The sequence below is a fragment of the Rossellomorea vietnamensis genome (assembly GCF_008180615.1).
Lineage (GTDB): Bacteria > Bacillota > Bacilli > Bacillales > Bacillaceae_B > Rossellomorea > Rossellomorea vietnamensis_D.
Map to the genome: position 1 here is coordinate 109,934 of NZ_VTEH01000003.1, position 25,702 is coordinate 135,635.

The window sequence follows — 25,702 nt, forward strand, 5'->3', positions numbered from 1 at the left end:
ATGAATTTTGATAAAATTGAGAATGCAGCCCATTTTTTAAAAAACAAGTACACAGGAAAACCTGAAATCGGACTTATTCTGGGGTCTGGATTAGGTGTTCTTGCCGAGGAAATTGAAAATCCAGTAGTCGTTCCATATAAAGAAATACCTGATTTCCCAGTATCAACCGTTGCAGGCCATGCGGGACAATTAGTATTTGGCCAGCTTTCTGGAAAAGAAGTTGTCGCTATGCAAGGCAGATTTCATTTTTATGAAGGATATGGCTTTGATAAAGTGACATTTCCTGTTCGCGTTATGAAAGCACTTGGTGTCGATTCTTTGATCGTCACGAACGCAGCCGGAGGGGTAAACGAATCGTTCCAGGCAGGTGACTTGATGATCATTTCCGATCATATCAATAATATGGGTGGAAATCCGCTGATCGGGCCCAATGATGACCGTCTAGGAGTCCGTTTCCCGGATATGTCGGAGGCTTACACAAAGTCGCTCAGGGAATTGGCGAGATCGGTATCCCAAAAGCTTTCCCTCAATGTGAGAGAAGGAGTGTATGTTGGAAATACCGGTCCTGTCTATGAAACACCAGCAGAAGTCCGCATGATCAGAACACTGGGCGGAGATGCGGTCGGAATGTCGACTGTTCCTGAAGTGATCGCTGCAAGGCACTCGGGAATGAAGGTGCTTGGAATCTCTTGTATTTCCAATATGGCTGCAGGAATTCTTGATCAGCCTCTCACTCATGATGAAGTGATCGAGACGACAGAGAAGGTTCGTGAAGACTTCCTTAATTATGTTAAGGAAATCGTTAAATCGATGTAAGCGGCAATATAATGGAGGCCACAGTAATTGGCCTCTTATTTCTTCGGAAGCTTCCAAAGGCGGCTTCCTTTGTTTACTTATTACTTAAAACTTCTACTCCTGACTTCAATTTTTCAGGAGAGCAGCACAGCATAAGACAGCAGCATGACAATATGGTTGATGACAATGCACACGAGGTGAATGGAAATGAGAATGGTGGATGTAATTGAAAAGAAACGGGACGGCAATGAGCTGACCGCAGAAGAAATCAATTATTTTGTTGATGGATATACGGATGGATCGATCCCAGATTACCAGGCGAGCGCTTTAACAATGGCAATCTTCTTTCAAGGAATGTCTGAAAGAGAGAGGGCTGACCTTACAATGGCAATGGTTAAGTCAGGAGATCAAATTGACTTGTCAGCGATTGAAGGAGTTAAAGTTGATAAGCACTCTACAGGCGGTGTAGGCGATACGACGACTCTAGTCCTCGGGCCTCTTGTAGCGGCAGTCGGGGTTCCTGTTGCGAAAATGAGCGGCAGAGGTCTTGGCCACACTGGCGGGACCATTGATAAGTTAGAGGCCGTTCCAGGTTTCCACGTGGAAATCGATAACGATGAATTCATCCGTCTTGTAAATGAAAACAAAATTGCCGTAATCGGTCAAAGCGGGAATCTGACACCTGCAGACAAGAAACTGTATTCTTTGCGTGATGTAACTGGAACAGTGAACAGCATTCCCCTGATTGCCTCATCGATCATGAGTAAAAAGATTGCGGCAGGAGCTGACGCGATTGTCCTTGATGTAAAAACAGGGGCAGGGGCATTCATGAAAGAGCTCGATGATTCAAAAGAACTTGCACAAGCAATGGTCAATATTGGAAATAACGTCGGACGTAAAACAATGGCGGTGATCTCTGATATGAGCCAGCCGCTTGGATTTGCAATCGGAAATGCCCTGGAAGTAAAAGAAGCCATTGATACACTGAATGGAGAAGGACCTGAGGACTTGACAGAGCTTTGCTTAACGCTTGGTAGTCATATGGTCTACCTTGCCGGCAAGGCAGAATCCCTTGAAGAAGCTCGGGGAAAATTAGTTTCTGCCATGAAGGATGGCTCAGCACTGAACAGCTTCAAGCTTTTCCTAAAATCACAGGGCGGGGATGAATCAGTCGTTGACCAGCCGGAAAAACTTCCAAAAGCTGCGCATGTTTTCGAGCTGGAAGCCAAGCAGGATGGATATGTATCAGAAATCATTGCGGACTCTGTAGGAACAGCTGCTATGTGGCTTGGAGCAGGAAGAGCAACGAAAGATTCAGTAATCGATTTGGCTGTGGGATTGGAACTCAGGAAGAAAATCGGTGATAAGGTCCAAAAAGGCGATTCTCTTGTAACCATCCACAGTAATACACAAGATATTGAAGATGTAAAAACAAAGTTGTATGAAAGCATTAAAGTGACAGAGAAACACGTGGACGCTCCTATACTTATACACGGAGAAATCAAAGAAACAGAATAATGGAAGTGCGTGTCCACTATCCAGTAAAGGCAGAAGGCCCCTCGGGGCCCTCTGCCTTTTTTTAAACCCTGGCTATGCCGGAGGTTCCAGAGAACTTATAACCTGGTATAGAACACCCTCTTTCTATACAAAAAGCCGGTTCCTTATCACTAGATGCCATTCCAGCAGGAGGGGAGGTATCCTTTGATTGGCATTAATATAGCCTAAAATAAGCGGAGTTTTTCCGGTTAAGCTTAAGAATTGAATGTGATTTAGGGTATATAAGCGGAATTTTTCCGCTTAAGCACAGCGTAACGAACTATTTTCGCATCTTTTATACAATTAAGCGGAATTTCTTCGCTTATTATAGCTATTTTTTACACTATCGCTATGACTTAAATAAGCGGAATTTCTCCGCTTATTTCTCCACGTTTTTTCAGCCGAAATAAGGAAGGCTTCCAGCCGCAGAGCAAACCACCAGTTTAAACTGGTGGTTTTGAGTATATGAAAGAGAAATTGAACTGCATTAATTTTACAAATTCGTTGGAAATGACTGTATAAAAAAGAGAAGGATGGAAAAAATGGTGCTATGCATGTTATGAAATTTGTACATTGAATGGAGGACCAGGAATGAAACGAATACTATCGGCCATCCTTATGTTAGTCATGATCGCTTCTACAATTGCTCCGTATGCAGCTGCAGAGGAGAAAAAGTCAGAATTGGCTCCTGGAGCTAAGTCTGCTATTTTAATTGAAAGAGACACAGGGACGGTTCTATATGATAAAAACAGCCATGAAAAGCTGCCGCCTGCATCCATGACTAAAATCATGACGATGATTTTGATTATGGAAGCCCTGGACAAAGGGCAGATCAAATGGGAAGACAAAGTGAGGACAAGTGAGTATGCTGCCTCAATGGGCGGCTCACAAATCTTCCTTGAGCCTGGTGAAGAAATGACTGTTAAAGAAATGCTGCTTGGCATTTCAATCGGCTCGGCTAATGATGCATCGGTTGCAATGGCAGAACATATTGCCGGCAGTGAAGAAGGCTTCGTGGAAAAGATGAACACCAAGGTGAAGGACCTGGGATTAAAGGATACCAACTTTAAAAATCCAACAGGACTTCCAGCTGAGGACCATGTCAGCTCAGCACATGATATGTCAATGATGGCAAAAGAACTTTTGAAATATCAGGAAATCACCAATTTCACCGGGACATATGAATCCTATTTACGTGAAGATACGGATAAAAAATTCTGGCTGGTAAACACTAATAAGCTGGTACGTTTTTATCCAGGAGTAGACGGTCTAAAGACGGGCTTTACCAATGAGGCGAAGTACTGCCTGACAGCGACGGCAAAGAAAGACAATATGAGGGTTATCGCCGTTGTATTCGGAGAGCCGAGTCCAAAAGACCGAAACGCTGAAATCAGCAAGATGTTCGACTATGCGTTCAGTCAGTATCAAACGCAGCCTCTTTTTGAAAAAGGTGCGATTGTCGGAAAAACAAAAGTATCCAAAGGGAAAGATAAAGAAGTCGAAGCCATGACCAATGAGCCAATTTCTCTTTTAGCCAAGAAAGGTGAAAAGCTTGACGGTATTGAAAAGAAAGTTAAGTTGGATAAGCTGAAAGCACCTGTCAAAAAAGGAGATTCAATCGGCAAGCTTGTCATTGAAAAAGACGGAAAATCCCTGTCTGAAACTACTTTGATCGCTAAAGAAGATGTCCCTCTGGCAAGCTTCTGGCAGCTGTATAAGCGGGCATTCGGCATGTTTACGAAGAGCGGGAATTAATTGATCGCCTCCTTGTTGAAAAATTCAGCATAAAATGTCTAAATTCTTCTAGTTTTGTCTTGTAGAAGGAATTGGACTATAAAAAATAGAATTGACTCACTATACGACAGAGAAGGAGGCCTGTGAATAGTGAGTCTTACTATTGGTCTGGAAGTTAGAAGTGATGTACTTTGTATACGCCTGAGTGGGGAATTGGACCATCACACGGCAGAGCAGTTGAGGCAGCAAGCCTCTGAATTAATTGAAGAACATGGAATCAAGCACATCGTACTGAATATGGAAGCCCTTGGATTTATGGACAGCTCAGGACTTGGTGTGATTTTAGGGAGATATAAACAAATCAAGCAAAAACACGGAGAAATGGTTGTCTGTGCAATATCCCCGGCAGTCAAACGATTATTTGAAATGTCAGGTCTTTTCAAAATCATTCGTTTAGAGCCGTCTGAAGAATTTGCATTACAAAGTCTGGGGGTTGCATAAAATGAAAAATGAAATGAATATCCAATTCAGTGCAGTGAGCCAAAATGAATCCTTTGCCCGGGTTACGGTAGCTTCATTTATTGCCCAGCTGGATCCGACGATGGACGAACTGACGGAAATCAAGACAGTAGTATCAGAGGCTGTCACAAATGCCATAATTCATGGGTATGACAACAACCCTGACTGCTTTGTATATATCACAGTCAGAATGGAAGAAGGCTTCATCGACATGGAAATTAGGGATGATGGTATCGGAATCGGGGATGTAGAGGAAGCGCGCCAGCCATTGTTTACTACCAAACCGGAGCTTGAACGTTCTGGAATGGGGTTTACCATCATGGAAAATTTTATGGATGAGATAGAAGTAAATTCGCAACCTGGAGCAGGCACAACCGTTCGTTTAAAAAAGCATTTAGCCAATAGTAGAGCGCTATGCAATTAAGGAGCCGTGCTTATGGATGTGGAAGTTAAGAAGGACAAAGAGCAGAGCTTTTTAAAAGATACCGAAGTTAAAGAGCTCATACAGCTAAGCCAGGAAGGTGACCAGTCAGCCAGGGATACCATTGTCCAAAAAAATATGAGGCTTGTCTGGTCGGTTGTTCAGCGATTTTTGAATCGCGGATATGAACCGGACGATCTTTTTCAAATCGGCTGCATTGGCCTTCTCAAGTCTGTGGATAAATTTGACTTATCCTATGATGTGAAGTTCTCAACCTATGCGGTCCCGATGATTATTGGTGAAATACAAAGATTTATAAGAGATGATGGAACAGTAAAAGTAAGCCGTTCTTTAAAGGAAATGGGGAACCGGATTCGGAGGACAAAAGACGAATTATCAAAGGCTTTCGGAAGGGTTCCGACCATCAATGAAATCGCTGCTCACCTGGAACTGTCTCCAGAGGAAGTCGTCATGGCACAGGAAGCCAGCAGAGCACCATCCTCTATTCACGAAACAGTGTATGAGAATGATGGAGACCCAATTACACTTTTGGACCAGATATCCGATAACTCAGATCAGAAATGGTTCGATAAAATAGCCTTGAAGGAAGCGATCAGGGAACTGGACGAAAGAGAGCGGCTGATCGTCTATCTCCGCTACTATAAAGACCAGACCCAGTCAGAAGTTGCAGATAGGCTTGGCATTTCACAGGTGCAGGTATCGCGGCTTGAAAAAAAGATTCTTCACAATATGAAGGATAAAATGAATTTGATATAAGAGTTAAAAGAAGCAAATCGCATGCAGGCGGTTTGCTTCTTTTTTGTATTCGCACAACAGAGAGCATCGAATCAGCATAAACAAAATCGATGTCAACAGATGATTCTCTCTCATTTGAAACTGGGAAAACCACAAAAACACATATCCAACCCATCAGCAAGAACACTATTCATTCCTCCGCAAAAAACAGTTAGCAATTATTGGCTTCATGAAATTTTTGTCTGAAATCCATACTATTTATACAAGCAGGAAAATAATGTTGACCAGGATGTGATCTAGATGGAAGGTTCAGTATATATTCGGCTTAGACATAGGCTGCAGGTTAGACCGGAAAGCAGTATCCTGCTTGAAAATACTGCCCAGATCATCGCGCCTGAACATTATCTTCAGTCCATTCGGAAGATTGTTCTTCATAAGGTGACAGAAGAGGATAAGAATATTATTATCCTCGATCTCATGAGAGTTATTTCTCAAATTAAAGCTGTACTGCCAAATGTGGATGTTCAAACAATCGGGCCTTCCCAGACGATTGTGGAAGTGGTGTACAAGAGGAAAAAGGTTTCACCGCCAATGTTCGCTGCTGTCTGGCTTTTGCTGTTCATTGGGGCAGCTATGGCCATCATGAATTTTCATGAGGATGTCAGTATGCGGGAGGTACATCAGCGCCTGTATCTCATGATGACAGGACACGAAGACCCCCATCCGTTATTATTTCAGGTTCCTTATTCCTTTGGTCTTGGTTTGGGAATGATTTTATTTTTCAACCATGTATTTCGAAAGAGAATCAATGAAGAGCCCAGCCCTCTTGAGGTTGAAATGTTCAACTACCAGCAGGACCTCGATCAATACGTAATAATGCATGAAAATAAAGAGAGCATGAAGCACCTTGATGACCATTAGCATCGTTATCTTATGCTTTGTAGGCCTTGCCGGGGGACTTGCTGTGGGCTCAGGCCTGGTAGCCTTTTTGACAGTGCTGGGAATCATTCCCCGATTGACCCAATTAACCAAGACGATGAAAATGATTCATTTTTATGAATGGGCGGTAGTATTTGGGGCCGTTATTGGAAGCATCTTCAGTTTAAATGAATTCACTTTGATATTCTCGCCGTTTGTTCTAATACCTATTGGCTTAATGAGCGGCACCTTTGTAGGAATGCTGGCCGCAGCCCTAACAGAAGTATTGAATGTTTTACCGATACTCACAAAAAGAATCGGGATCAATGACCGTATCATCACTCTTTTAATGGCGATTGTCTTCGGTAAAGTGCTGGGATCACTGTTTCACTGGTTGTATTTTGTCCGCTTATAAAGGAGGAGAGCTCTTATGGCAGAAAAGAAAAACGTGATAATCATTACTGATGGAGATGAATACGCCAGGAGAGCAATCGAGGCAGCGGCAAGGGAATACGGTGCCCGGTGCATTTCCAGATCCCAAGGCAATCCGTCGGTTCTAAAGGGAAGTCAAATTGCAGGATTGATCAAGAAGGCAAAGGGAGATTTGGTGTTTGTGATGTTTGATGACAGTGGTTTTCTAGGAGAAGGCAGTGGTGAGGCAGCTATGAAATATGTGGTGAATTGCAAGGAATTCAACATTCTTGGAGCTATTGCGGTAGCTTCCAAAACAAGACAGGCTGAATGGACACGAGTGGATGTGTGTGTCGATAAATTCGGGGAACTGACTCCCTATGGCGTTGATAAATTTGGTGTTCCAGAAAATGAGATAGGGCGGCTCAATGGTGATACAGTGTACAGCTTGGACCAGTTGAAGCTGCCTATTGTGGTAGGCGTGGGCGACATTGGGAAGATGGCGAAGAGGGACCATTTCTCCAGGGGAGCTCCTATTACTAAAAAAGCAGTGGAAATAATACTCGAAAGGAGCGGTTATCTTGCCTAATATGGAAAGAGAAAAGACACCAATACCGGGAGAACTTGGAAAATTGGAACAACTGATGATCGACACAACCGGATTGAACAAAAGCTTCGACCTCGGTGTAAGGAAATTGAAGATTCTTCATAAAGGTGTTCACATATATTATATTAACGGTTTGTGTGATACTCAGTTCATTATGAGGATTGTGGAAAATCTGGTTGAGGTTAATGATCATGAAAGGCTCTCATCGAAACTTCCTGAAATTGTTCAGAACAGAATCCCTCATCAATCTATAGCACCGGTGAAAACGGTTGAAGAAATGGTGGATGAGGTCTTGTGCGGCCTGATTGCGGTTGTAGTAGAAGATGAACAGGAAGCGCTGATAGTCGATGTAAGAAGTTATCCAGGCAGACAGCCGCAGGAACCGGATACGGAAAAAGTGGTACGAGGATCACGCGATGGGTACGTGGAAAATATCATCGTTAATACAGCTTTGACGAGAAGAAGGATCAGGGACCCACGCCTGAGATTCGAGATATTCCGGGTAGGTGAAAGATCCAAAACGGATATTTCTATTGCTTATATTGAGGATGTGGCTAATCCTTCCCTGATCAACATCATTAAAAATGAATTAAAAGCTATTAAGATAGACGGCCTCACCATGGCGGATAAAACAGTAGAAGAATTCTTGGTGAAACAAGGCTACAATCCATTTCCACTGGTCAGATACACAGAAAGAGCAGATATTGGCGCGACTCATTTACTTGAAGGGCATGTACTGATTTTCGTGGATACGTCTCCCAGTGTCATCATAACTCCCACTACGTATTTTCATCATCTGCAGCATGCGGAGGAATACAGGCAGTCTCCGGCTGTCGGAACATTCGTAAGGTGGGCCAGGTTCGTTGGACTGCTTGCCAGTGTATTTTTACTGCCGCTTTGGTATTTGTTTGTACTTGATCCATCGCTTCTTCCGCCGCAGCTTGAATTTATCGGGCCGAATGAGGAAACAAACATACCTGTCATCGTCCAGTTATTGATGGCTGATTTGGGAATAGAATTCCTGAGGCTCGCGGCCATACATACCCCGACACCGCTCTCAACAGCCATGGGGTTGATCGCAGCCGTATTGATCGGACAGATTGCCATCGACGTGGGATTGTTCGTTCCGGAGGTCATCTTATATGTGTCAGTGGCCGCGATTGGAACATTCTCCACACCAAGTTATGAATTGAGTGTAGCCAATAAGCTTCTGCGCCTGGCCTTGTTAATAGTGGTGGCGATTTTCGGCATACCAGGGTTAGTCGTTGGATCAACTGTTTTCCTGCTTCTGCTGGTCAGAATCCGCTCATTGAACACACCATATTTATGGCCGTTTATTCCTTTCAGTCCTAGAGCATTTATGCAAATCATCATTAGACGTTCAATGCCGGGATCGAAAATCAGGCCGAGTATCGTCCAGCCGAGAAACAAATATAAACAGCCGGCAAAATCCCGTTAGGATTGCAACACTGCTCATTCTGTGATAAATTTACTTTTAATTACTAAAGCGATAAAGCAGTCAAAGGGATGAGAAGAATGCATTTTAATGGAACTGCCAGAATCAACAGTCGTGACCACTTGGAAATCGGGGGAGTCGACACTGTAGAATTGGCAAAAGAATATGGAACTCCGTTATATATTTACGATGTAGAATTGATCAGAGATAGAGCCAGAGGTTTCAAAGACACATTTGAAGATCTTGGCATTAAAGCTCAAGTAGCTTATGCAAGCAAGGCTTTTTCTTCAGTCGCGGTTTTTCAATTGATGGCTGAAGAAGGTTTGTCTTTGGATGTTGTATCCGGAGGGGAACTGTTTACAGCTATTAAAGCGGGATTCCCTGCTGAACGTATACATTTTCATGGCAATAACAAAAGCGAAGCAGAACTAAGAATGGCGTTGGAGCATGAAATCGGCTGTATAGTCGTTGATAATTTTTATGAAATTCAGCTGCTGGAAGAGGTTTGCCGTGATTTAAACCAGACGATGGATATATTAATCAGGGTAACTCCTGGGATTGAAGCACATACCCACGATTATATCCTCACAGGTCAAGAAGATTCAAAGTTTGGCTTTGGTTTGGAAAACGGGCAGACTGAAGAAGCATTGCTGAGAGCGGTAAAATCCCCTCATTTGAATGTGCTTGGCCTGCATTGCCATATTGGATCACAGATTTTCGAGACGACTGGTTTCGTGCTCGCAGCGAGCAAGATCATTGGCAAGTTGGCTCAATGGAAAGAACAACACGGCTACACGGCAGAAGTGCTTAACCTGGGCGGAGGCTTTGGGATTAGATACACAGCTGAAGATGATCCGATTCCAGCTTCTCAGTATGTTAAGGAGATTATAGCGGAGGTAAGAAAGAAAGCCGAAGAATCCAACCTTGATATGCCGGAAATCTGGATCGAGCCGGGGCGTTCTCTAGTTGGTGACGCGGGGACCACTTTGTATAGCGTGGGGTCCAGCAAAGAAGTTCCGGATATCAGAAAATATCTGGCGGTGGACGGCGGAATGAGTGACAATATCCGTCCTGCTCTCTACGAAGCAAAGTATGAAGCGATTCTTGCGAATAAAGCCGGACAGCCGATTCAGGAAACCGTATCGATTGCAGGAAAATGCTGTGAATCAGGAGATATGTTAATCTGGGATCTTCCCCTGCCTGAATCCTCGCAAGGAGATATTCTTGCTGTATTCTGTACAGGTGCCTACGGGTATTCCATGGCAAACAATTATAACAGAATTCCCAGGCCGCCAGTAGTCTTCGTGGAAAATGGTGAAGCAAAACTCGTCATCAGAAGAGAAAGCTTTGAAGATCTTGTTAAACTGGACTTGTCCCTTAACGAATAATATTCTATAGTGGAGGCGGACACAAAGTGTGTCTGCCTCTTTTTTCAGCAGGGTGCACAGGCGGAATTTTATTGACAAGACAAAGGAGCTGCACGATTATGAGAAAGAAAAATATACTATTATTCATTATTCTTTTAATTATGTCACTGGGTTGGGGAGTTCTCTACTGGATGTTCTTTGCAAGTTGATGCAGGTCTTAAGTTTGATATATCCCTTTTCTCGGAATAAAGTTGAATATTTTTCTTAATTTTAGTAAGATAATAAACGGTTAATACGAATACACGGAAAGAATAAAAAACATTGTGCAGAACATGCGCAAATTATAACGAGGGGTCTTTTATGCTTATACGTTACAAAAAAGCTTTCGAGAAAATTGCGATGGGGTTGCTGTCCTTTATGCCGCAGGAAAAGGATTTGAAAAAGCTGCAGCAGACAATGCTGAATTATGAGCAGGAAGATGACTGGCAGTTATTTCTCTGGAAAGACGAAGATATTGTCGGCTTGATCGGTGTCGTAATCGGGGAAGAAACCATTGAAGTAAGGCATATATCAGTTAATCCTTCACATCGCCATGAAGGTATAGGGAAAGCAATGCTTAGAACCTTAAGTGAAATTTATTCCAACAAAGTGTTAAAGCCGAATGAACATACTGCCGCTTTTTTTGAAAAATGCCATTTGGATGCTAACGATGAAAATTGATATCAGAGGGAATTAACCTCTGCCTTAAATAATACAAAAAGACTGGCATGATTGATGTCAGTCTTTTTGTTTCTGTCTATTTAACAGTGCATCTGATCTCATTTTGATCACGTCCGAGCGGTCTCGGAGTGAATGCCGGTGTATGATGGAATCAGGGATGACGTCCAATTTTCCGATCTTGCGGCATTCCTGTTCACATAGTTGTGTCAGTTCCTCATTGAGAGGAAGATTGATACTCTGATAATCAATTCCGGAAACGATGTTTTTCAAGGTTTCCTCTAGAAGCGGGAGAAGTTTATCAAAGTCAATTCCCAGGCTCTTCAAAGAGTCGGGGTGCTGCTTCAAGATATTGGTCCCTTTTCTAAGAATCCTCACTGCTCCGCTTCTGTTCTTTCGGCGATAATGGTAAAAGCCGACGGCAATCTGTATGAGCCCGACCCAAACAGACTCCCTGTTGCCCGGATCTGTTTCCTTCCAATATTCCTCGAGTACCTCGTGGCATTCAAAATAATCCCGGTCACAGTGGAAATGGATGAGGAAATCTAGATAATCATTTGGATAAGACATTGGCAAATTTCCTCCTTTTCTTCGATTAGTTTACCATATTCCCTATGCCTCGGAAAAACGCAATCCTAAATTTACTATTGGAGAATGCTTTATAATCTACTATACTAATAGATAGTCTTAAAATCGCACAAAATGGAATTGGTGATATTATGGAATACAATGTGAAGATTGATGCCTTTGAAGGTCCCCTGGACTTGCTTCTGCATTTAATTCACTCTTTGGAAGTCGATATTTATGATATTCCGATGGCTCAAATTACTGAGCAGTACTTGTTGTACATACATACTATGAAAAAACTTGAGCTTGATGTGGCCAGCGAATATCTTGTGATGGCTGCAACTTTGCTGGCGATCAAAAGCAAGATGCTTCTCCCAAAACATGAAGAAATAGCTCAAGAGGAAGATTTCGAAGTAGAGGAAGATCCACGGGACGAATTGGTTGATCGTCTGATTGAATACAAACGGTATAAAGAAGCGGCTGAGGAGCTTAAAAGCCGGGAAGAAGAAAGAGGCCGGATGTACACCAAGCCGCCAAGTGACTTATCTGAGTATGCTGAAGAGAAGGCGTCTGGAAAGCTCGATCAAGATGTGACCATTTACGACATGCTCGGGGCCTTCAATAAGCTGCTCCGCAGAAAGAAACTGCAAAAACCGGTAACCACCAAGATCACAAGACAGGAAATTCCCATCGAAAAAAGGATGGACGAAATTCTTACCCATATAAAAGGTTCCAAAGAGAAACAAAGCTTTTTCTCATTATTCCCTGACGAAGACCGTGAACATATTGTTGTTACATTCCTCGCAGTACTGGAACTTATGAAAAGAAAACAGATCATCGTCAGACAGGAACAAAATTTTGACGATTTTACTGTACAGTCATCAGAGGAGGCAGAACTGGTTGGAAATCATTAATTGGAAGGGGATACTGGAAAGCCTGCTTTTCGCTGCAGGAGATGAAGGACTATCCCTCAAACAAGTCTGTGCAGTCTTAGAAATTGAGGAGCACCAGGCAATAGAGATTATAGAAGGTCTTTTTGCCGAGTATAATAAAGACGAAAGCAGGGGCATACAGCTCATTGAATTAGCAGGCACTTACCAGCTTGTGACGAAAAAGGAACATGCCCCGTATTTGAAAAAGCTGGTTGAATCACCAAACGTCAACTCTCTATCACAGGCTGCTCTTGAGACACTGGCAATCGTCGCTTATAAACAGCCGATTACAAGGGTCGATATAGAAGAGATTAGAGGAGTCAAAACCGAGAGGCCATTAAGCACACTGGCGTCCAAAGGACTGGTCAAAGCGGTCGGAAGAGCTGAAGGAACAGGAAGAGCTATTTTATATGGAACAACAAAAGAATTCCTGGATTACTTCGGTTTGAAGGATATAAGTGAACTTCCTCCACTGCCGGAAAATATTGATGAAGAATTTATGTCGGAGGATGCCGATTTGTTTTTTGAAAAGTTTCAGGAAACAATGGATTCTCAGTCCTGACTTTATGGTAAAATTATTACAAGCTGATCGAAGGAGACGGCTTTCAATCTCCCAGATCAGCTTTTTCTTATAGTGTGTTTTCTGAAAGTTCAAAAATCGTCAGTGTAAGAGGAATTGAATGTTTTTTATCTCATAAAGATGGTAAGGAAACTAGTGAGACAATTACACCATTAATAAAAAGAAATTATGGAGGGGTTAGATGAGCAATCCTATCGTCAAATCACAAGTAGAAGAAGTACATACATTCCTGGAAAAAACAGTTGCGGAGCTGGAAGGCTATCTGAATAATATCACCATAGGCTCGCTGCTTCAGGAGAAGAGCGGAGATAGGGCTTACTATGAGGGTGTTCTTTCCAATATTAGAAGGCTCCTTGTTTATTGTGAGGAAGGTCTCGATTCATGTTCTGTTGTCTTGCAAAATGAGCCTTTCATCAAGGGTGCTGCCGAAAAAACACTCTATAAAGTCTACCATCAGTGTATAGAAGAATTTTTCTCCCCTCGCTATGATTTATGGTACGAGGACAGCCGCTCAGCTTACACAGGAAAGAACTCCATCATGTTCCGCCAGGATCTGCCGGAAAGCATCATGAGCCTGATGTCGGCTGCTGAAAGTGGTTTCCAGCAGGTAAGGGAAGAACTTGAATACTATGAAACTGATTTCAGGACTAAAATAACCCAAGCCAGGGGCTGAGTTGAACAGCAGGAAGTGAATCTTTCACTTCCTGCTGTTTTTTGTTGTGCGGGAAATATGTATCCTGCGGTGGCGTGTGGATACATGAGAGAGGAAGTTTGGCGGGAGATATGTATCCAGAGGAGGCGTGTGGATACATGAGAGAGGAAGTTTGGCGGGAGATATGTACCCAGAGGAGGCGTGTGGATACATGAGTGAGAGCGTTTGGCGGGAGATATGTACCCAGCGGTGGAGGGTGGATACATGAGAGAGGAAGTATGGCGGGAGATATGTATCTAGAGGAGCTGGGTGGATACACGAGCGGTGAAGTTTGGCGGGAGATGTGTATCCAGAGGAGGCGAGTGGATACATGAGTGAGAGAGTATGGCGGGAGATATGTATCCAGAGGAGGCGAGTGGATACATGAGTGAGGGAGTTTGGCGGGAAATATGTATCTGGAGTAGCTGGGTGGATACACGAGCGGTGAAGTTTGGCAGGAGATGTGTATTCAGAGAAGGCGTGTGGATACATGGGTAAGAGAGTGTGGCGGAAGATATGTATCCAGAGGAGGCGAGTGGATACATGAGTGAGAGAGTATGGCGGGAGATATGTATCTAGAGGAGCTGGGTGGATACACGAGCGGTGAAGTTTGGAGGGAGATGTGTATCCAGCGGTGGAGGTTGGATACATGAGAGAGGAAGTTTGGCGGGAGATATGTACCCAGAGGAGGCGTGTGGATACATGAGTGAGAGCGTTTGGCGGGAGATATGTACCCAGCGGTGGAGTGTGGATACATGAGTGAGAGAGTATGGCGGAAGATATGTAGCCAGAGCCACCAGGTGGGTACATGAGGGGGGAATTCAGCAGAAGATATGTATCTAAAGCCGTCGGGCAAATACATGAGAGTTGAAGTTTTATAGAAAATATGTTTCCCGAAAGGAGCCAGGTAGATACACAAACGGGCTGAATTTCAGCCAAGATATGTACCTGGAACAGTCAAAAGAAAAAGAGTTGTCTATCGAAGGATAAATGAAATTGTTTTTCTGCAATCATAAATCAAACCGCCCTGCATAGACTTGTACAAACACCTTTGGACAAGGAAAGGGAGTAGATGTTTATGAAGAAGATGAGACTGAGAGCCTTTATTTATAGGGTGATCATCATTTCTATCGTTTTTTCTTCTTTTAATGAAACGGCTGAGGCGGCACCTTCTGTCAGTGCGCAGAGGGCGATTGTCATAGATCAGGATACGGGAAGGGTACTGTACGAAAAAGATGCACATACCCAAAGCCGGATTGCCAGTATAACGAAGATCATGACAGCTATCCTTGCAATAGAATCAGGGAAGTTGGACGAAGAAGCAACTGTAAGCAGCAATGCTGTAAAAGCAGAAGGTTCCTCGATTTACCTTAAGCCGGGAGAGAAGATTAAGCTGGAGGATTTGGTGTATGGCTTAATGCTTCGGTCTGGCAATGATTCTGCAGTTGCGATTGCCGAGCATGTAGGAGGAAGCCTCGATGGGTTTGTTTACTTGATGAACAAGAAAGCGGAAGAAATCGGGATGGTCAATTCCAATTTCGAGAACCCTCATGGATTGGACGATCATGAGAACCACTACTCCACGGCTTATGATATGGCCATCTTGACAAGGTATGCTATGCAAAATGAAACCTACAGGGAAGTCTCAGGTACCAAAGTGCATACATCCCCTGACCCTGAAAACGATTGGGATAGGAAATGGCGGAACAAGAACAGGCTTTTGACGGAAAAATATAAGTATTGCACCGGAGGCAAGACTGGATATACAAAAAGAGCCAAAAGAACATTAGTCACAACAGCGACCAAGAATGAGCAAAACCTGATTGCTGTTACACTTAACGGTCCGGACGATTGGAATGATCATATACAGATGTTTGAATATGGATTCAAGAACTTTGATACCGTCATCGCGCTTCCACAAGGAGAAATCCAGGATATTGAGGACGAATTTTATAGGGATAAGGTCTTTATTAAAAGAGATGTGCTGATGGCAATCAAAAAGGAAGAAGAGGATCGTATAAGGATTGAATACAAGCTTCTAAAGCCTGAAGACTCCTGGAAGAACGGCAAAGTTCCTGAGGTTGTCGGCAGAGCGGTGGTATATCTGGAAGAAAAGGAAACAGAACGAGTACCTGTATTTTTCAAAAATGATGAAACAGAAGAGAAAAAAAGCTGGTGGATGTTTTGGAAACAGTCTTTCATTTCAATCATCGGAGTAAAAGTGGATGGTTAACTATATCTGGGTCGGGATGACCATCATCGGCCTTATCTTTGCTGCTGTGAACGGGAAGATGCAAGAGGTAAACGAAGCTATCTTTCAATCCGCGAACGAAGCAGTCACACTATGTATCGGTCTTGTGAGCATTTTAGTGTTCTGGCTTGGGATCATGCGGATCGCTCAGGATTCAGGTCTGCTGGATAAGCTGTCCTATTTGTTCCGGCCAATTGTCCGACGGTTGTTTCCTGAAGTGCCGCCGGACCATCCTGCTATGGGCTACATTCTTTCGAATATGATGGCCAATATGTTCGGACTGGGCAACGCTGCAACTCCTCTTGGCATCAAGGCGATGGAACAGCTGAAAGAATTAAATGGAGGAAGAGACTATGCCAGCCGTTCTATGATAACGTTTCTGGCGATCAATACATCGAGTTTAACAATAATACCAACCACGGTCATTGCTATTAGAATGAATTATGATTCGGCCTCACCTACTGAAATTGTCGGCCCGACTCTCGTGGCAACCTTTCTCTCTACTATCGGAGCAATTATGATCGACCGTTATTTTTACCACAGAAGAATCCGCAATGGAGTGAAGTGAAATGGAGATTATCTCAACAATTTCATTATGGCTGATTCCAATGCTGATTGGAATCATTCTTTTATACGGAACCTTTAAAAAAGTGCCCACCTATGAGAGCTTTGTTGATGGGGGAAAAGAAGGCATCAAAATTGCGGTTTCCATTATTCCGTTTCTGATCGGGATGCTTGTCGCCATAACGATATTCAGGGCCTCAGGTGCTCTTGAATATTTTGTTTCGCTGATAGAGCCTGTACTTCACGCGATTGGGATACCAGCCGACATAGTTCCGCTCGCTATCATCAGGCCGATTTCTGGTACAGCTGCGCTTGGGATGGTAAGTGATTTGCTGGCTGTCCATGGACCGGATTCTTTCATAGGAAGGCTGGCTTCCGTTCTTCAAGGAAGCACCGATACCACCTTTTACGTCCTAACCGTCTATTTCGGAGCGGTAGGCATCAAGAAAATGGGCGATGCCTTAAAAGTCGGACTGCTCGCAGACCTGATCGGCATCATAGCAGCAATCGTTATCGTGACCCTTATGTTTTCGTGAGGAAAAATCTTAGGACACACTCATAATTATTAGAAAATGTTTTTCAAATGGTTTAGTGTTAGTGCTCTTTTATTTAAACGTTCACATATAGTAGACAAACTCCGCGGCTGCAACAGCGGGGTTTGTCTATTTTACTTAAGTTTTAGAATTCATACTTAATATAGTATTAGCAAGCAGGTATCTACTTTAAAATTTCCTGGTCTATGGGAGCGAGGTTAAGGATCCCTATGTAGAACTGATAGTTTTCTTAGGTTAAGTAATTTAATTGCAAAAATAGAGGTAAAAAACTCCCTTATTTCATTTGTTTCTACAAAAACAGCTAAAATAGAGGAATAAATTTCCTTTACTTGACTCAAAACTTAGAAAATCAGGAGAATTTGCTTAAATAAGGGAAAAAGGTACCCTTATTTACTACCATTGTTAGCTCATAGTTGTGATTAACGGTAAAAACTTCCCTTATTTCTTTCCGCTATCGGCTCAATTAGGGAAATGAAGTTTATTTCATTTATCTTTTTACTGAGAGGGCTGTTCGCAGCAAACGTACGACCTCCTGGAGAACTAGCGGTTTTCCAGTTCCAGCGGCCGAGGATATAGACTTAGTGGAACTGTTTTGCAGGGAAAAGATCCGTCACTCACCTGGGGCATCGCTGCTTTTCTGTCTGTTCCTTTCTTTTGCCACATCAATCACTATGTTTGTTATTTTCCATAACCTATTGCGGAAGCCCCGTAACTGATTCATTGCTGACTGCATGCTTACGATTAAGAATTCATCGACCGGTCTCGGAATCGCAGGCCTGAAACAATAATGAGCAAACTTATTTAAAAAATCGAAGATACTCTAAGTCTTCTTTTTAACAGTGCACCTTTTAAAAAGTCCTTATGTTACCAATACTAATAAAGGACAATCACTTTGCATTTCCCTGCTTATATGTAATAATTCATTCATGTGAATGAATTTCAAAGTATTGATTGTATAGAAGGAATTTTATTATAGAAATCTGAAATAGATCAATGGAAATGAAACACGTATTTAATTAAGAGGTGAATTAGAATGGAACGTTTGCAAAAAGTGATTGCCCACGCAGGTGTGGCATCTAGAAGAAAAGCCGAAGAACTGATACTTGAAGGAAAAGTAAAAGTGAACGGAAAGACTGAAAGAGAATTAGGAACGAAGGTAACAGGTTCAGATAAGATTGAAGTCAACGGAGTGCAGATTGAAAGGGAAAATAAGGTTTACTATCTGCTCTATAAACCAAGAGGGGTCATTTCAGCAGTAACAGACGACAAAGACCGCAAAGTGGTAACTGACTTCTTTCCTCACATCCAGGAAAGGATTTACCCAGTAGGAAGACTTGATTATGATACGTCCGGACTCATCCTTCTGACTAACGATGGAGAGTTCGCCAACCTGTTGACCCATCCAAGCTATAATATCGACAAAACATATGTGGCGAGATTGAAAGGCATACCGCCAAAATTCAAGCTTAAAGAACTGGAAAAAGGAATCATGCTTGAAGATGGCAAAACAGCGCCGGCAAAGGTGAAAGTCTTGAAGATAGAAAAAAAGCAAGACAAGGCAATTGTGGAAATTACGATTCATGAAGGAAGGAACAGACAGGTGAAGAGGATGTTTGAAGCAGTCGGGCATCAAGTTCAAAAGCTGAAACGCGAACGATTTGCTTTCCTTGACCTTCACGGCTTGAATGCCGGAGATTCCAGAGAGCTTACCCCCCATGAAGTAAAGCAGTTGAGAGCACTGGCAGAAACCGGAAATCTCCTGTGAGTGAACTGAAATCGAAAAGTGTCACACTTCCTTCAAAAACAAGCTCCTGAAGGAAAAAACAACAATGCTATAATAGATGAGAATATAATAAACACAGACAAAAGGGACAATCGCATTGTCCCCTTTCGTTTGCAGCAAAAACTGTAAAATGCAAGGAGGCAGTAAAGAGATGGATAAAAAAAAGCGCCGCTTGCTTATCCGGACAATCATATTGGTTGTGCTCGCTGCAGCAGTCATTTATACCTTATATGCTAACTTCACTAAGGAAGAACGGGGAGTCCTGAAAGCAGGAGACCAGGCACCGGATTTTGTGCTTCAGGATATGGAGGGCAATACTCACCAGCTATCCGATTATAAGGGGCAGGGGGTCTTCCTGAACTTCTGGGGAACCTGGTGCAAGCCTTGTGAAAAAGAAATGCCGTATATGGAAAATCAATATCAGGCTTTCAAAGATGAAGGTGTACAAATACTGGCTGTAAATGTCGGGGAGTCAGATTTTCAAGTCAATAAGTTCATTGAAGAACACGACCTTACATTTCCTGTTGTAGTAGATTCCGAGATAGATGTTCAAAACGCATATGGAATAAAGCCATTGCCTACAACACTTCTAGTGGACGAGAATGGAATAATTCAGAGAATTATTACAGGGGAAATGACTGAAACGGACATAGAGCAGCATATGGAAAGCATCAAACCTAATTAACAGGAGGCCGGTTCATCTAAGCAGTATAGCTGCCGGCCTGTAGATTAAGGAGTTTTAGCATGAAGGAAATCAAATGTGAATGCGGTCATGTTAATCCCCGTGGAACGATCCTTTGTGAATCCTGCGGGAGGGCATTGACGGAGGATGCAAAAAAAGACAAGCTTCATGATATGAGATATGAAGGCAGTGCACGACGTTCACAAACGTATAAAAAATCAATCATTGATAAAATTTGGAACTTCTTTTCATCTGTAAAAGTAGGAATCTGGCTAATCTTGATTACATTGATTGCTTCTGCATTGGGAACAGCTCTGCCCCAGGAGATGTATATTCCGAACACGATGCCTGCTTCACAATATTACGGTGAAGTGTATGGCTGGTTTGGTGAACTCTACTATACTCTTGGCTTTCATAATCTATATAGCTCCTGGTGGTTCTTGTTAATGATAGCCTCTATCGGAATTTCGCTTGTTATAGCAAGCCTTGACAGGGTGATACCGCTATATAGAGCTTTGAAAAAACAGAAAGTATCAAGGCACGAAGGGTTCCTGAAAAGGCAGAGATTATACAGTGAAACAGAATTCCCAAAGGCTGAGCAAGCTATTCAGGAAGTCAAGAAGAGGATGGAAGAAAAGAGATACAATGTCCGAGAGGAAAATGGAAGCCTGCTGGCAGAAAAAGGACGTTTTTCCAGATGGGGCCCTTACGTAAACCATTTAGGATTAATCATCTTCCTTATCGGTGCCATGCTCAGATTTGTTCCAGGCATGTACGTTGATGAAGTGCTGTGGATTAGAGAAGGAGAAACCAAGGCGATTCCTGGAACCAAGAAGGAGTATTACCTGGAAAACAAAAACTTTACATTAGAGATGTATGATAAAGACAAAGATAAAGAGGTTTTTGGCGAAGCGCTGGCGAATGCTGGTGAAGTGGCTAAGAATTATCAGACAGACGCTGTCCTTTATCGTGCAGAAGAATCCAATGTTCCTGGAGAAAAGGCTGAAATGCTAGAGGAGAAAGAAAAAGCCATCCAGGTTAACCAGCCTCTTAAGTTTGGATCTTATGCGGTTTATCAGACAAGCTACCAATTAGATGAGTTTAAAGCCATGTCTTTTACACTATCTAATAAAACGACTGAAGAAGAGTTTGGGAAATTCACAGTAGATCTTTTCGATCCTCAGGAAATGTATGAGCTCGAAGATGGCAGAAAGGTAGAATTAATGGGATACTACCCTGATTTTGATGGGTTTGATGAGAAGGGTGAACCTCAAACCAAGTCACCGCTGCCGAACAATCCTGCTTTTCTCTTTAAAATGTTTTCACCTGAAAAGCCAGATGGAGAAATCAGCTTTGTCGGTATCCAGCAAAACCTTGAGCCGTTAGGCGATAACACTTACAAAATGAATTTTGCTGGTCTGGATACAAGGGATGTTTCAGCTTTGACCGTCAGAAAGGACCTGACACTTTGGGTGATTGGAATAGGCGGAGCCATTTTTATGATAGGAGTAGTTCAAGGCGCCTACTGGAATCATAGAAGGATATGGGTCCGCAAATCTGATAAAGGGTTGATAGTTGCCGGTCATACCAATAAAAACTGGCATGGATTGAAAAAAGAGATCACTTTTGTTCTTGATGGAACAGGTATTGAGGAACCAGAAGATCAGCAGGAGATCGATGGAAAAAAAAGAACATGAATTAATTTGGAAAACTATAGCGGCTGCAGGTGAACTATCAGCCGCTGCTTGTAAAAGGAGGATTTCCTGATATGGATTTGGCACAATGGAGTAGTAATCTGTTATATATATCGTTTATTCTTTACCTTATTGCCACGCTCTTTTTTGGCGGTTCCATCCGCGATAAACACAATAAAGAAAAAGGAGTAAACCGCTGGGGTAAGATTGGTATGGGATTGACTTTGGTCGGTTTTGCTGCCCAGCTTGGGTACTTTTTCACCCGCTGGTTTGCTTCTGGCCATGCACCAGTCAGCAACTTGTTTGAATTCACCACGTTTTTCGGGATGATGCTGGTCGGAGCTTTCATCATTCTTTACTTTTTATATCAATCGACCGTACTGGGATTATTTGCACTGCCGATTGCTCTCTTAATCATTGCTTATGCGAGCATGTTTCCAAGAGAGGTCAGCCCGCTTATCCCTGCTTTGCAAAGTGACTGGCTGAAAATTCACGTTACCACAGTAGCTGCCGGTGAAGCGATATTGGCCATCAGCTTTGTTGCCGGTTTGATATATCTTTTGAAAAAAGTAAATCATGCAGAGGATAAGAAGCAGTCATTCTGGCTTGAAAGTGTTATGTATGGCCTGGTGGTAGTAGTCGGATTTATTGTCTCGACAACTGCGTTCAGCCTTATGGGATACAGCGCTGAATTTCAGTATATCAACCAAGCGGGACAGGAAGCGGTTGAAGAATTCAAAATGCCTGCACTTGTTGCTCCCCATGAAGGTGAACTTCTGACTGAAGACCGTTTTGAACCCGCTGCTGACATGCCTGCGCTCATAAACGCGTTAAAGTTAAATACTGTGCTATGGTCATTTATTACTGGAACAGTCATTTACTGGGTTCTTCGTTTGGCGGCCAGAAAGAAAATCAGCTTATGGATTCAAAAATATATTAAGAATGTCAACTTGGACCTTATGGATGAAATCGGGTATCGCTCAGTGTTAATTGGTTTCCCTGTCTTCACTTTGGGAGGTTTGATTTTTGCCATGATCTGGGCCCAAATTGCCTGGAGCCGATTCTGGGGCTGGGATCCAAAAGAAGTATGGGCTCTTATTACATTTTTGTTCTATGCCGCCTTCCTTCATTTCCGTCTCTCTAGAGGATGGCATGGAGAAAAGTCAGCTTGGCTGGCAGTCATAGGCTTTATCATCATCATGTTCAACCTCGTGGCTGTTAACTTGATCATCGCTGGACTTCACTCCTACGCTTAATTGACACGTTTATAGGTATCTATTTCAGGAAATTCGGGCTGTTTTCCGGAGATTTCTTGAAAAGATGCTGAAATAATACCTCCTCCGCTTTTAGTGGAGGCTTTTTTCTATTAAAATAGGAAGTATAGTGTAGAGATTAACTAGTTTAGAGGGGGATATAAAGATGGATCAGGAAGTAAAAGTACTAATCGTAGATGATGAGGCACGGATCAGAAAGCTGTTAAGAATGTACCTGGAAAGAGAAAACTATGTAATAGAAGAAGCTGAAGATGGCGAAGGTGCCTTGGAACTGGCCTTGAATAATGAATATGACTGCATTCTGCTCGACCTGATGATGCCGGGTATGGATGGCATTGAAGTATGCAAGGAGCTGCGTCAGAAAAAATCCACACCGGTCATCATGCTGACGGCAAAGGGAGAAGAAGCTAATCGTGTGCAGGGCTTTGAAGTAGGGACCGATGACTATATCGTGAAACCGTTTTCTCCTCGGGAAGTGGTTTTAAGAGTGAAGGCTCTTTTAAGAAGATCTTCCCAAACAAGTTATATACATACTGATACCAAGGCAAAGGATATGATTGTCTACCCGCATCTGACCATTGACAATGATGCTCATAGAGTTACGGCGGATGGTAAGGATGTCAACTTGACTCCGAAGGAATATGAACTTCTGTATTTCTTATCAAAAGCACCCGATAAAGTATTTGACCGTGAACACCTTCTGAAAGAAGTATGGCACTATGACTTCTTTGGTGATTTAAGAACAGTGGATACACATGTTAAAAGGCTTCGTGAAAAACTAAATAAAGTGTCAGAGCAGGCCGCGAAGATGATTGTGACGGTCTGGGGAGTAGGCTATAAATTTGAGGTTAATAATGAATGAGACTTTGGCGGAGTGTTGTAGGAAAACTCTGGATCACCATCCTGCTGTTGGTTGCATTTGTTCTATTCATCCTAACCATCCTGCAGCTTGAGTTTTTTCAAAATTACCATCTGGAACAGGTAGAGAATGACTTATCTGACACAGCAGAAAAAATTGCTTCTGTGCTGGAAAGTCATCAAGACCTCAGCATGGGTTTGCAGATCTCAAAAGAAATCGTGGATGACCCTCATAATTTGATCGTTGCAGAAGATCGGAACCAGTTGTACTATGCAGAAGATATTACGGCTGAGCACCTGGAGCTTCATCAGGAAATCCTTCAGCAGAAAGAAGTCGCTGCAGTATTTGAACAGCAGGAATCCTTTGTCAAAGAAATTCATTTGAATGGAGAGTCGGTTTCTAACCTCTATGAAAATATTGTGGCAGTTGGAGCGCCTGTACAGCTTGGGAATGGCAATACAGGAGCCGTTTTGATCTTTCAATCTCTCGAAGAAATCAAAGAAACGACTAGGCAGACAACCAGGCTGATTCTGTTGGCAGCAGGAATCGCGATTATATTAACGACCATATTTGCCTTCTTCTTGTCTACGAGGATTACAGCACCACTAAGAAAAATGCGTGAAGCTGCTTTTGAGGTGGCCAGAGGAAGATTCGACACGAAGGTTCCGATCCTTACACATGATGAAATTGGAGAGCTGGCTACTGCCTTCAATCAGATGGGAAAACAGCTGAATTACAATATGCATGCGCTCAGCCAGGAGAAAGAACAGCTGTCCAGTATTTTGAGCAGTATGGCTGACGGGGTTATTACATTTAACCGAGACGGTACCATCCTTATAACAAACCCGCCTGCTGAACGGTTCCTGCAGCAATGGTACTATGAGCAGGAAGGAAATGAGCAGGAAGCGATTCCGCCGAATCTGAAAGAACTTCTCGAGAAAGTCATCCTTCTTGAGAACGAACAAACAGGAGAAGTAAGTCTTCAGGGACGGTCCTACGTGGTGATTGTCAGCCCGCTTTATAATGAAGAGTATGTCAGGGGCGCCGTAGCGGTCGTAAGGGATATGACAGAAGAAAGGCGCTTGGATAAATTACGTAAAGATTTCATTGCGAATGTTTCGCACGAACTCCGAACACCGATTGCGATGCTCCAGGGATACAGTGAAGCCATCATTGATGATATTGCAGCTTCTGAAGAAGAGAAAAAGGAAATCGCTAAAATCATCTATGAGGAATCACTCAGGATGGGCAGGCTTGTGAATGATCTGCTAGATCTTGCCCGGATGGAAGCTGGACATATCACGCTGAATTATGAAAAAACAGATATATCAGGATTTCTCGAACGGGTGACAAATAAATTCCAGGGGATCGCCAAAGAAAAGAATATTGAATTAAGCTTTATAGGTGAAAAATCCAATGACCAAGAACAGTTGATTTATATAGATCCTGATCGCATTGAACAGGTCTTGACGAATCTGGTTGATAATGCACTGAGGCATACCCCTGATACCGGCCATGTCCATGTGAATTATAAACCCACAAAAAGCGGCGTGCTTGTTGAGGTCAGTGATTCGGGATCTGGAATTCCTGAAGAGGATCTGCCTTTTGTATTCGAACGTTTCTACAAGGCAGATAAAGCAAGGACGCGAGGTAAATCGGGGACAGGACTCGGATTGGCCATCGCAAGAAATATCATCGATGCCCATAACGGCCAAATCAGTGTGCACAGCAAACTGGACCAGGGTACGACTTTCTCCTTCTTCCTTCCTCAATAATCGCCAAATTTTTATTGTGGAATAAAGGAGCGGCCGTCCCATAATGGGGATTGGTGACGATTAATCTTGTTACACGGGAAACATTGCAGGCAGCGCCCAGAGAAATCTGGGCGTTTTGTGTTGGGCGGAATTTGTCTTAAGCAGAATAGCCGCTGCATTGAAAGGCTTTTTTCTTTAGGTTAAGAAATGGTATTCTCATATGTGTTTCACCTGCAATACCATATATTTTTTTGTTAGTTTGTAAAATCACCTTCCTTTT

Annotated in this window: 26 protein-coding genes; 25 read left to right on the top strand and 1 reads right to left on the bottom strand. The window is 42.9% G+C overall.

Annotated elements, in window-relative coordinates; all coding sequences use genetic code 11:
- The 13 genes from FZC79_RS05840 (at position 1) to FZC79_RS05900 (ending at position 11,240) form a co-directional block, all read left to right on the top strand.
- Entirely contained in the window at positions 1-816 is an 816-nt protein-coding gene (locus FZC79_RS05840) for a purine-nucleoside phosphorylase (protein WP_148945894.1), read from the top strand.
- A gap of 11 nt (positions 817-827) precedes the next feature.
- A complete protein-coding gene (locus FZC79_RS05845) occupies positions 828-1,025 on the top strand; it encodes a hypothetical protein (RefSeq protein WP_148945895.1) in 198 nt (65 codons plus the stop codon).
- Positions 1,003-2,313, top strand: a complete 1,311-nt coding sequence (locus FZC79_RS05850; protein WP_148945896.1) for a pyrimidine-nucleoside phosphorylase — start codon at positions 1,003-1,005, stop codon at positions 2,311-2,313. Before FZC79_RS05845 ends, FZC79_RS05850 begins: the two co-directional genes overlap by 23 nt.
- 609 nt (positions 2,314-2,922) lie before the next feature.
- Positions 2,923-4,086, top strand: a complete 1,164-nt coding sequence (locus FZC79_RS05855) for a D-alanyl-D-alanine carboxypeptidase family protein (RefSeq protein WP_148945897.1) — start codon at positions 2,923-2,925, stop codon at positions 4,084-4,086.
- 129 nt (positions 4,087-4,215) lie between these two features.
- A complete protein-coding gene (gene spoIIAA, locus FZC79_RS05860) occupies positions 4,216-4,566 on the top strand; it encodes an anti-sigma F factor antagonist (RefSeq protein ID WP_148945898.1) in 351 nt (116 codons plus the stop codon).
- Between the two features lies 1 nt (position 4,567).
- Positions 4,568-5,008 carry an anti-sigma F factor gene (gene spoIIAB, locus FZC79_RS05865; protein ID WP_148945899.1) on the top strand — a complete coding sequence of 147 codons (441 nt, stop codon included), beginning with the start codon at positions 4,568-4,570 and terminating at the stop codon, positions 5,006-5,008.
- Between the two features lie 12 nt (positions 5,009-5,020).
- The gene (gene sigF, locus FZC79_RS05870) at positions 5,021-5,782 is read left to right on the top strand and encodes an RNA polymerase sporulation sigma factor SigF (protein WP_148945900.1); all 762 of its coding nucleotides are present in this window, start codon (positions 5,021-5,023) and stop codon (positions 5,780-5,782) included.
- 279 nt (positions 5,783-6,061) lie between these two features.
- The gene (locus FZC79_RS05875) at positions 6,062-6,682 is read left to right on the top strand and encodes a stage V sporulation protein AA (RefSeq protein WP_148945901.1); all 621 of its coding nucleotides are present in this window, start codon (positions 6,062-6,064) and stop codon (positions 6,680-6,682) included.
- Positions 6,672-7,094, top strand: a complete 423-nt coding sequence (locus FZC79_RS05880) for a stage V sporulation protein AB (RefSeq protein WP_148938672.1) — start codon at positions 6,672-6,674, stop codon at positions 7,092-7,094. The genes FZC79_RS05875 and FZC79_RS05880 overlap by 11 nt, the downstream gene beginning before the upstream one ends.
- 15 nt (positions 7,095-7,109) lie before the next feature.
- Entirely contained in the window at positions 7,110-7,679 is a 570-nt protein-coding gene (locus FZC79_RS05885; protein WP_148945902.1) for a stage V sporulation protein AE, read from the top strand.
- Between the two features lies 1 nt (position 7,680).
- Positions 7,681-9,156 carry a spore germination protein gene (locus FZC79_RS05890; RefSeq protein ID WP_148946130.1) on the top strand — a complete coding sequence of 492 codons (1,476 nt, stop codon included), beginning with the start codon at positions 7,681-7,683 and terminating at the stop codon, positions 9,154-9,156.
- A gap of 77 nt (positions 9,157-9,233) precedes the next feature.
- Entirely contained in the window at positions 9,234-10,541 is a 1,308-nt protein-coding gene (gene lysA / locus FZC79_RS05895) for a diaminopimelate decarboxylase (RefSeq protein WP_148946131.1), read from the top strand.
- 339 nt (positions 10,542-10,880) lie between these two features.
- Positions 10,881-11,240 carry a GNAT family N-acetyltransferase gene (locus FZC79_RS05900; RefSeq protein ID WP_148945903.1) on the top strand — a complete coding sequence of 120 codons (360 nt, stop codon included), beginning with the start codon at positions 10,881-10,883 and terminating at the stop codon, positions 11,238-11,240.
- Between the two features lie 57 nt (positions 11,241-11,297).
- On the opposite strand, the gene FZC79_RS05905 is transcribed toward FZC79_RS05900, so the two are convergent.
- On the bottom strand, positions 11,298-11,807 hold the full coding sequence (locus FZC79_RS05905; protein ID WP_148945904.1) for a DUF309 domain-containing protein: 510 nt from the start codon (positions 11,805-11,807) through the stop codon (positions 11,298-11,300).
- Between the two features lie 149 nt (positions 11,808-11,956).
- On the opposite strand from FZC79_RS05905, the gene FZC79_RS05910 reads away from it, so the two are divergent.
- From FZC79_RS05910 to FZC79_RS05965, 12 genes are all read left to right on the top strand, one after another.
- Positions 11,957-12,718: a segregation/condensation protein A gene (locus tag FZC79_RS05910; RefSeq protein WP_148945905.1), complete on the top strand. Its 762-nt coding sequence runs from the start codon at positions 11,957-11,959 to the stop codon at positions 12,716-12,718.
- A complete protein-coding gene (gene scpB, locus FZC79_RS05915; RefSeq protein WP_148945906.1) occupies positions 12,705-13,298 on the top strand; it encodes an SMC-Scp complex subunit ScpB in 594 nt (197 codons plus the stop codon). The genes FZC79_RS05910 and scpB overlap by 14 nt, the downstream gene beginning before the upstream one ends.
- Positions 13,299-13,497: 199 nt before the next feature.
- Positions 13,498-13,989: a YpuI family protein gene (locus tag FZC79_RS05920; protein WP_148945907.1), complete on the top strand. Its 492-nt coding sequence runs from the start codon at positions 13,498-13,500 to the stop codon at positions 13,987-13,989.
- Positions 13,990-15,085: 1,096 nt separating this feature from the next.
- A complete protein-coding gene (locus FZC79_RS05925) occupies positions 15,086-16,240 on the top strand; it encodes a D-alanyl-D-alanine carboxypeptidase family protein (RefSeq protein WP_148945908.1) in 1,155 nt (384 codons plus the stop codon).
- Positions 16,233-16,826 carry a nucleoside recognition domain-containing protein gene (locus FZC79_RS05930; RefSeq protein WP_148938664.1) on the top strand — a complete coding sequence of 198 codons (594 nt, stop codon included), beginning with the start codon at positions 16,233-16,235 and terminating at the stop codon, positions 16,824-16,826. The genes FZC79_RS05925 and FZC79_RS05930 overlap by 8 nt, the downstream gene beginning before the upstream one ends.
- Before the next feature lies 1 nt (position 16,827).
- Positions 16,828-17,358, top strand: coding sequence for a spore maturation protein (locus FZC79_RS05935; RefSeq protein WP_148945909.1), 531 nt, complete (start codon positions 16,828-16,830; stop codon positions 17,356-17,358).
- A 1,051-nt stretch (positions 17,359-18,409) separates the two neighbouring features.
- On the top strand, positions 18,410-19,141 hold the full coding sequence (gene rluB, locus FZC79_RS05940; protein WP_148945910.1) for a 23S rRNA pseudouridine(2605) synthase RluB: 732 nt from the start codon (positions 18,410-18,412) through the stop codon (positions 19,139-19,141).
- A 169-nt stretch (positions 19,142-19,310) separates the two neighbouring features.
- A complete protein-coding gene (gene resA, locus FZC79_RS05945; protein ID WP_148945911.1) occupies positions 19,311-19,844 on the top strand; it encodes a thiol-disulfide oxidoreductase ResA in 534 nt (177 codons plus the stop codon).
- A 59-nt stretch (positions 19,845-19,903) separates the two neighbouring features.
- The gene (resB, locus tag FZC79_RS05950) at positions 19,904-21,538 is read left to right on the top strand and encodes a cytochrome c biogenesis protein ResB (RefSeq protein WP_148945912.1); all 1,635 of its coding nucleotides are present in this window, start codon (positions 19,904-19,906) and stop codon (positions 21,536-21,538) included.
- Between the two features lie 77 nt (positions 21,539-21,615).
- Positions 21,616-22,791, top strand: coding sequence for a c-type cytochrome biogenesis protein CcsB (gene ccsB / locus FZC79_RS05955; protein ID WP_148946132.1), 1,176 nt, complete (start codon positions 21,616-21,618; stop codon positions 22,789-22,791).
- Between the two features lie 163 nt (positions 22,792-22,954).
- Entirely contained in the window at positions 22,955-23,671 is a 717-nt protein-coding gene (locus FZC79_RS05960) for a response regulator transcription factor (protein ID WP_148945913.1), read from the top strand.
- On the top strand, positions 23,668-25,443 hold the full coding sequence (locus FZC79_RS05965; RefSeq protein ID WP_148945914.1) for an ATP-binding protein: 1,776 nt from the start codon (positions 23,668-23,670) through the stop codon (positions 25,441-25,443). Before FZC79_RS05960 ends, FZC79_RS05965 begins: the two co-directional genes overlap by 4 nt.
- The last annotated feature ends 259 nt before the right edge of the window (positions 25,444-25,702 follow it).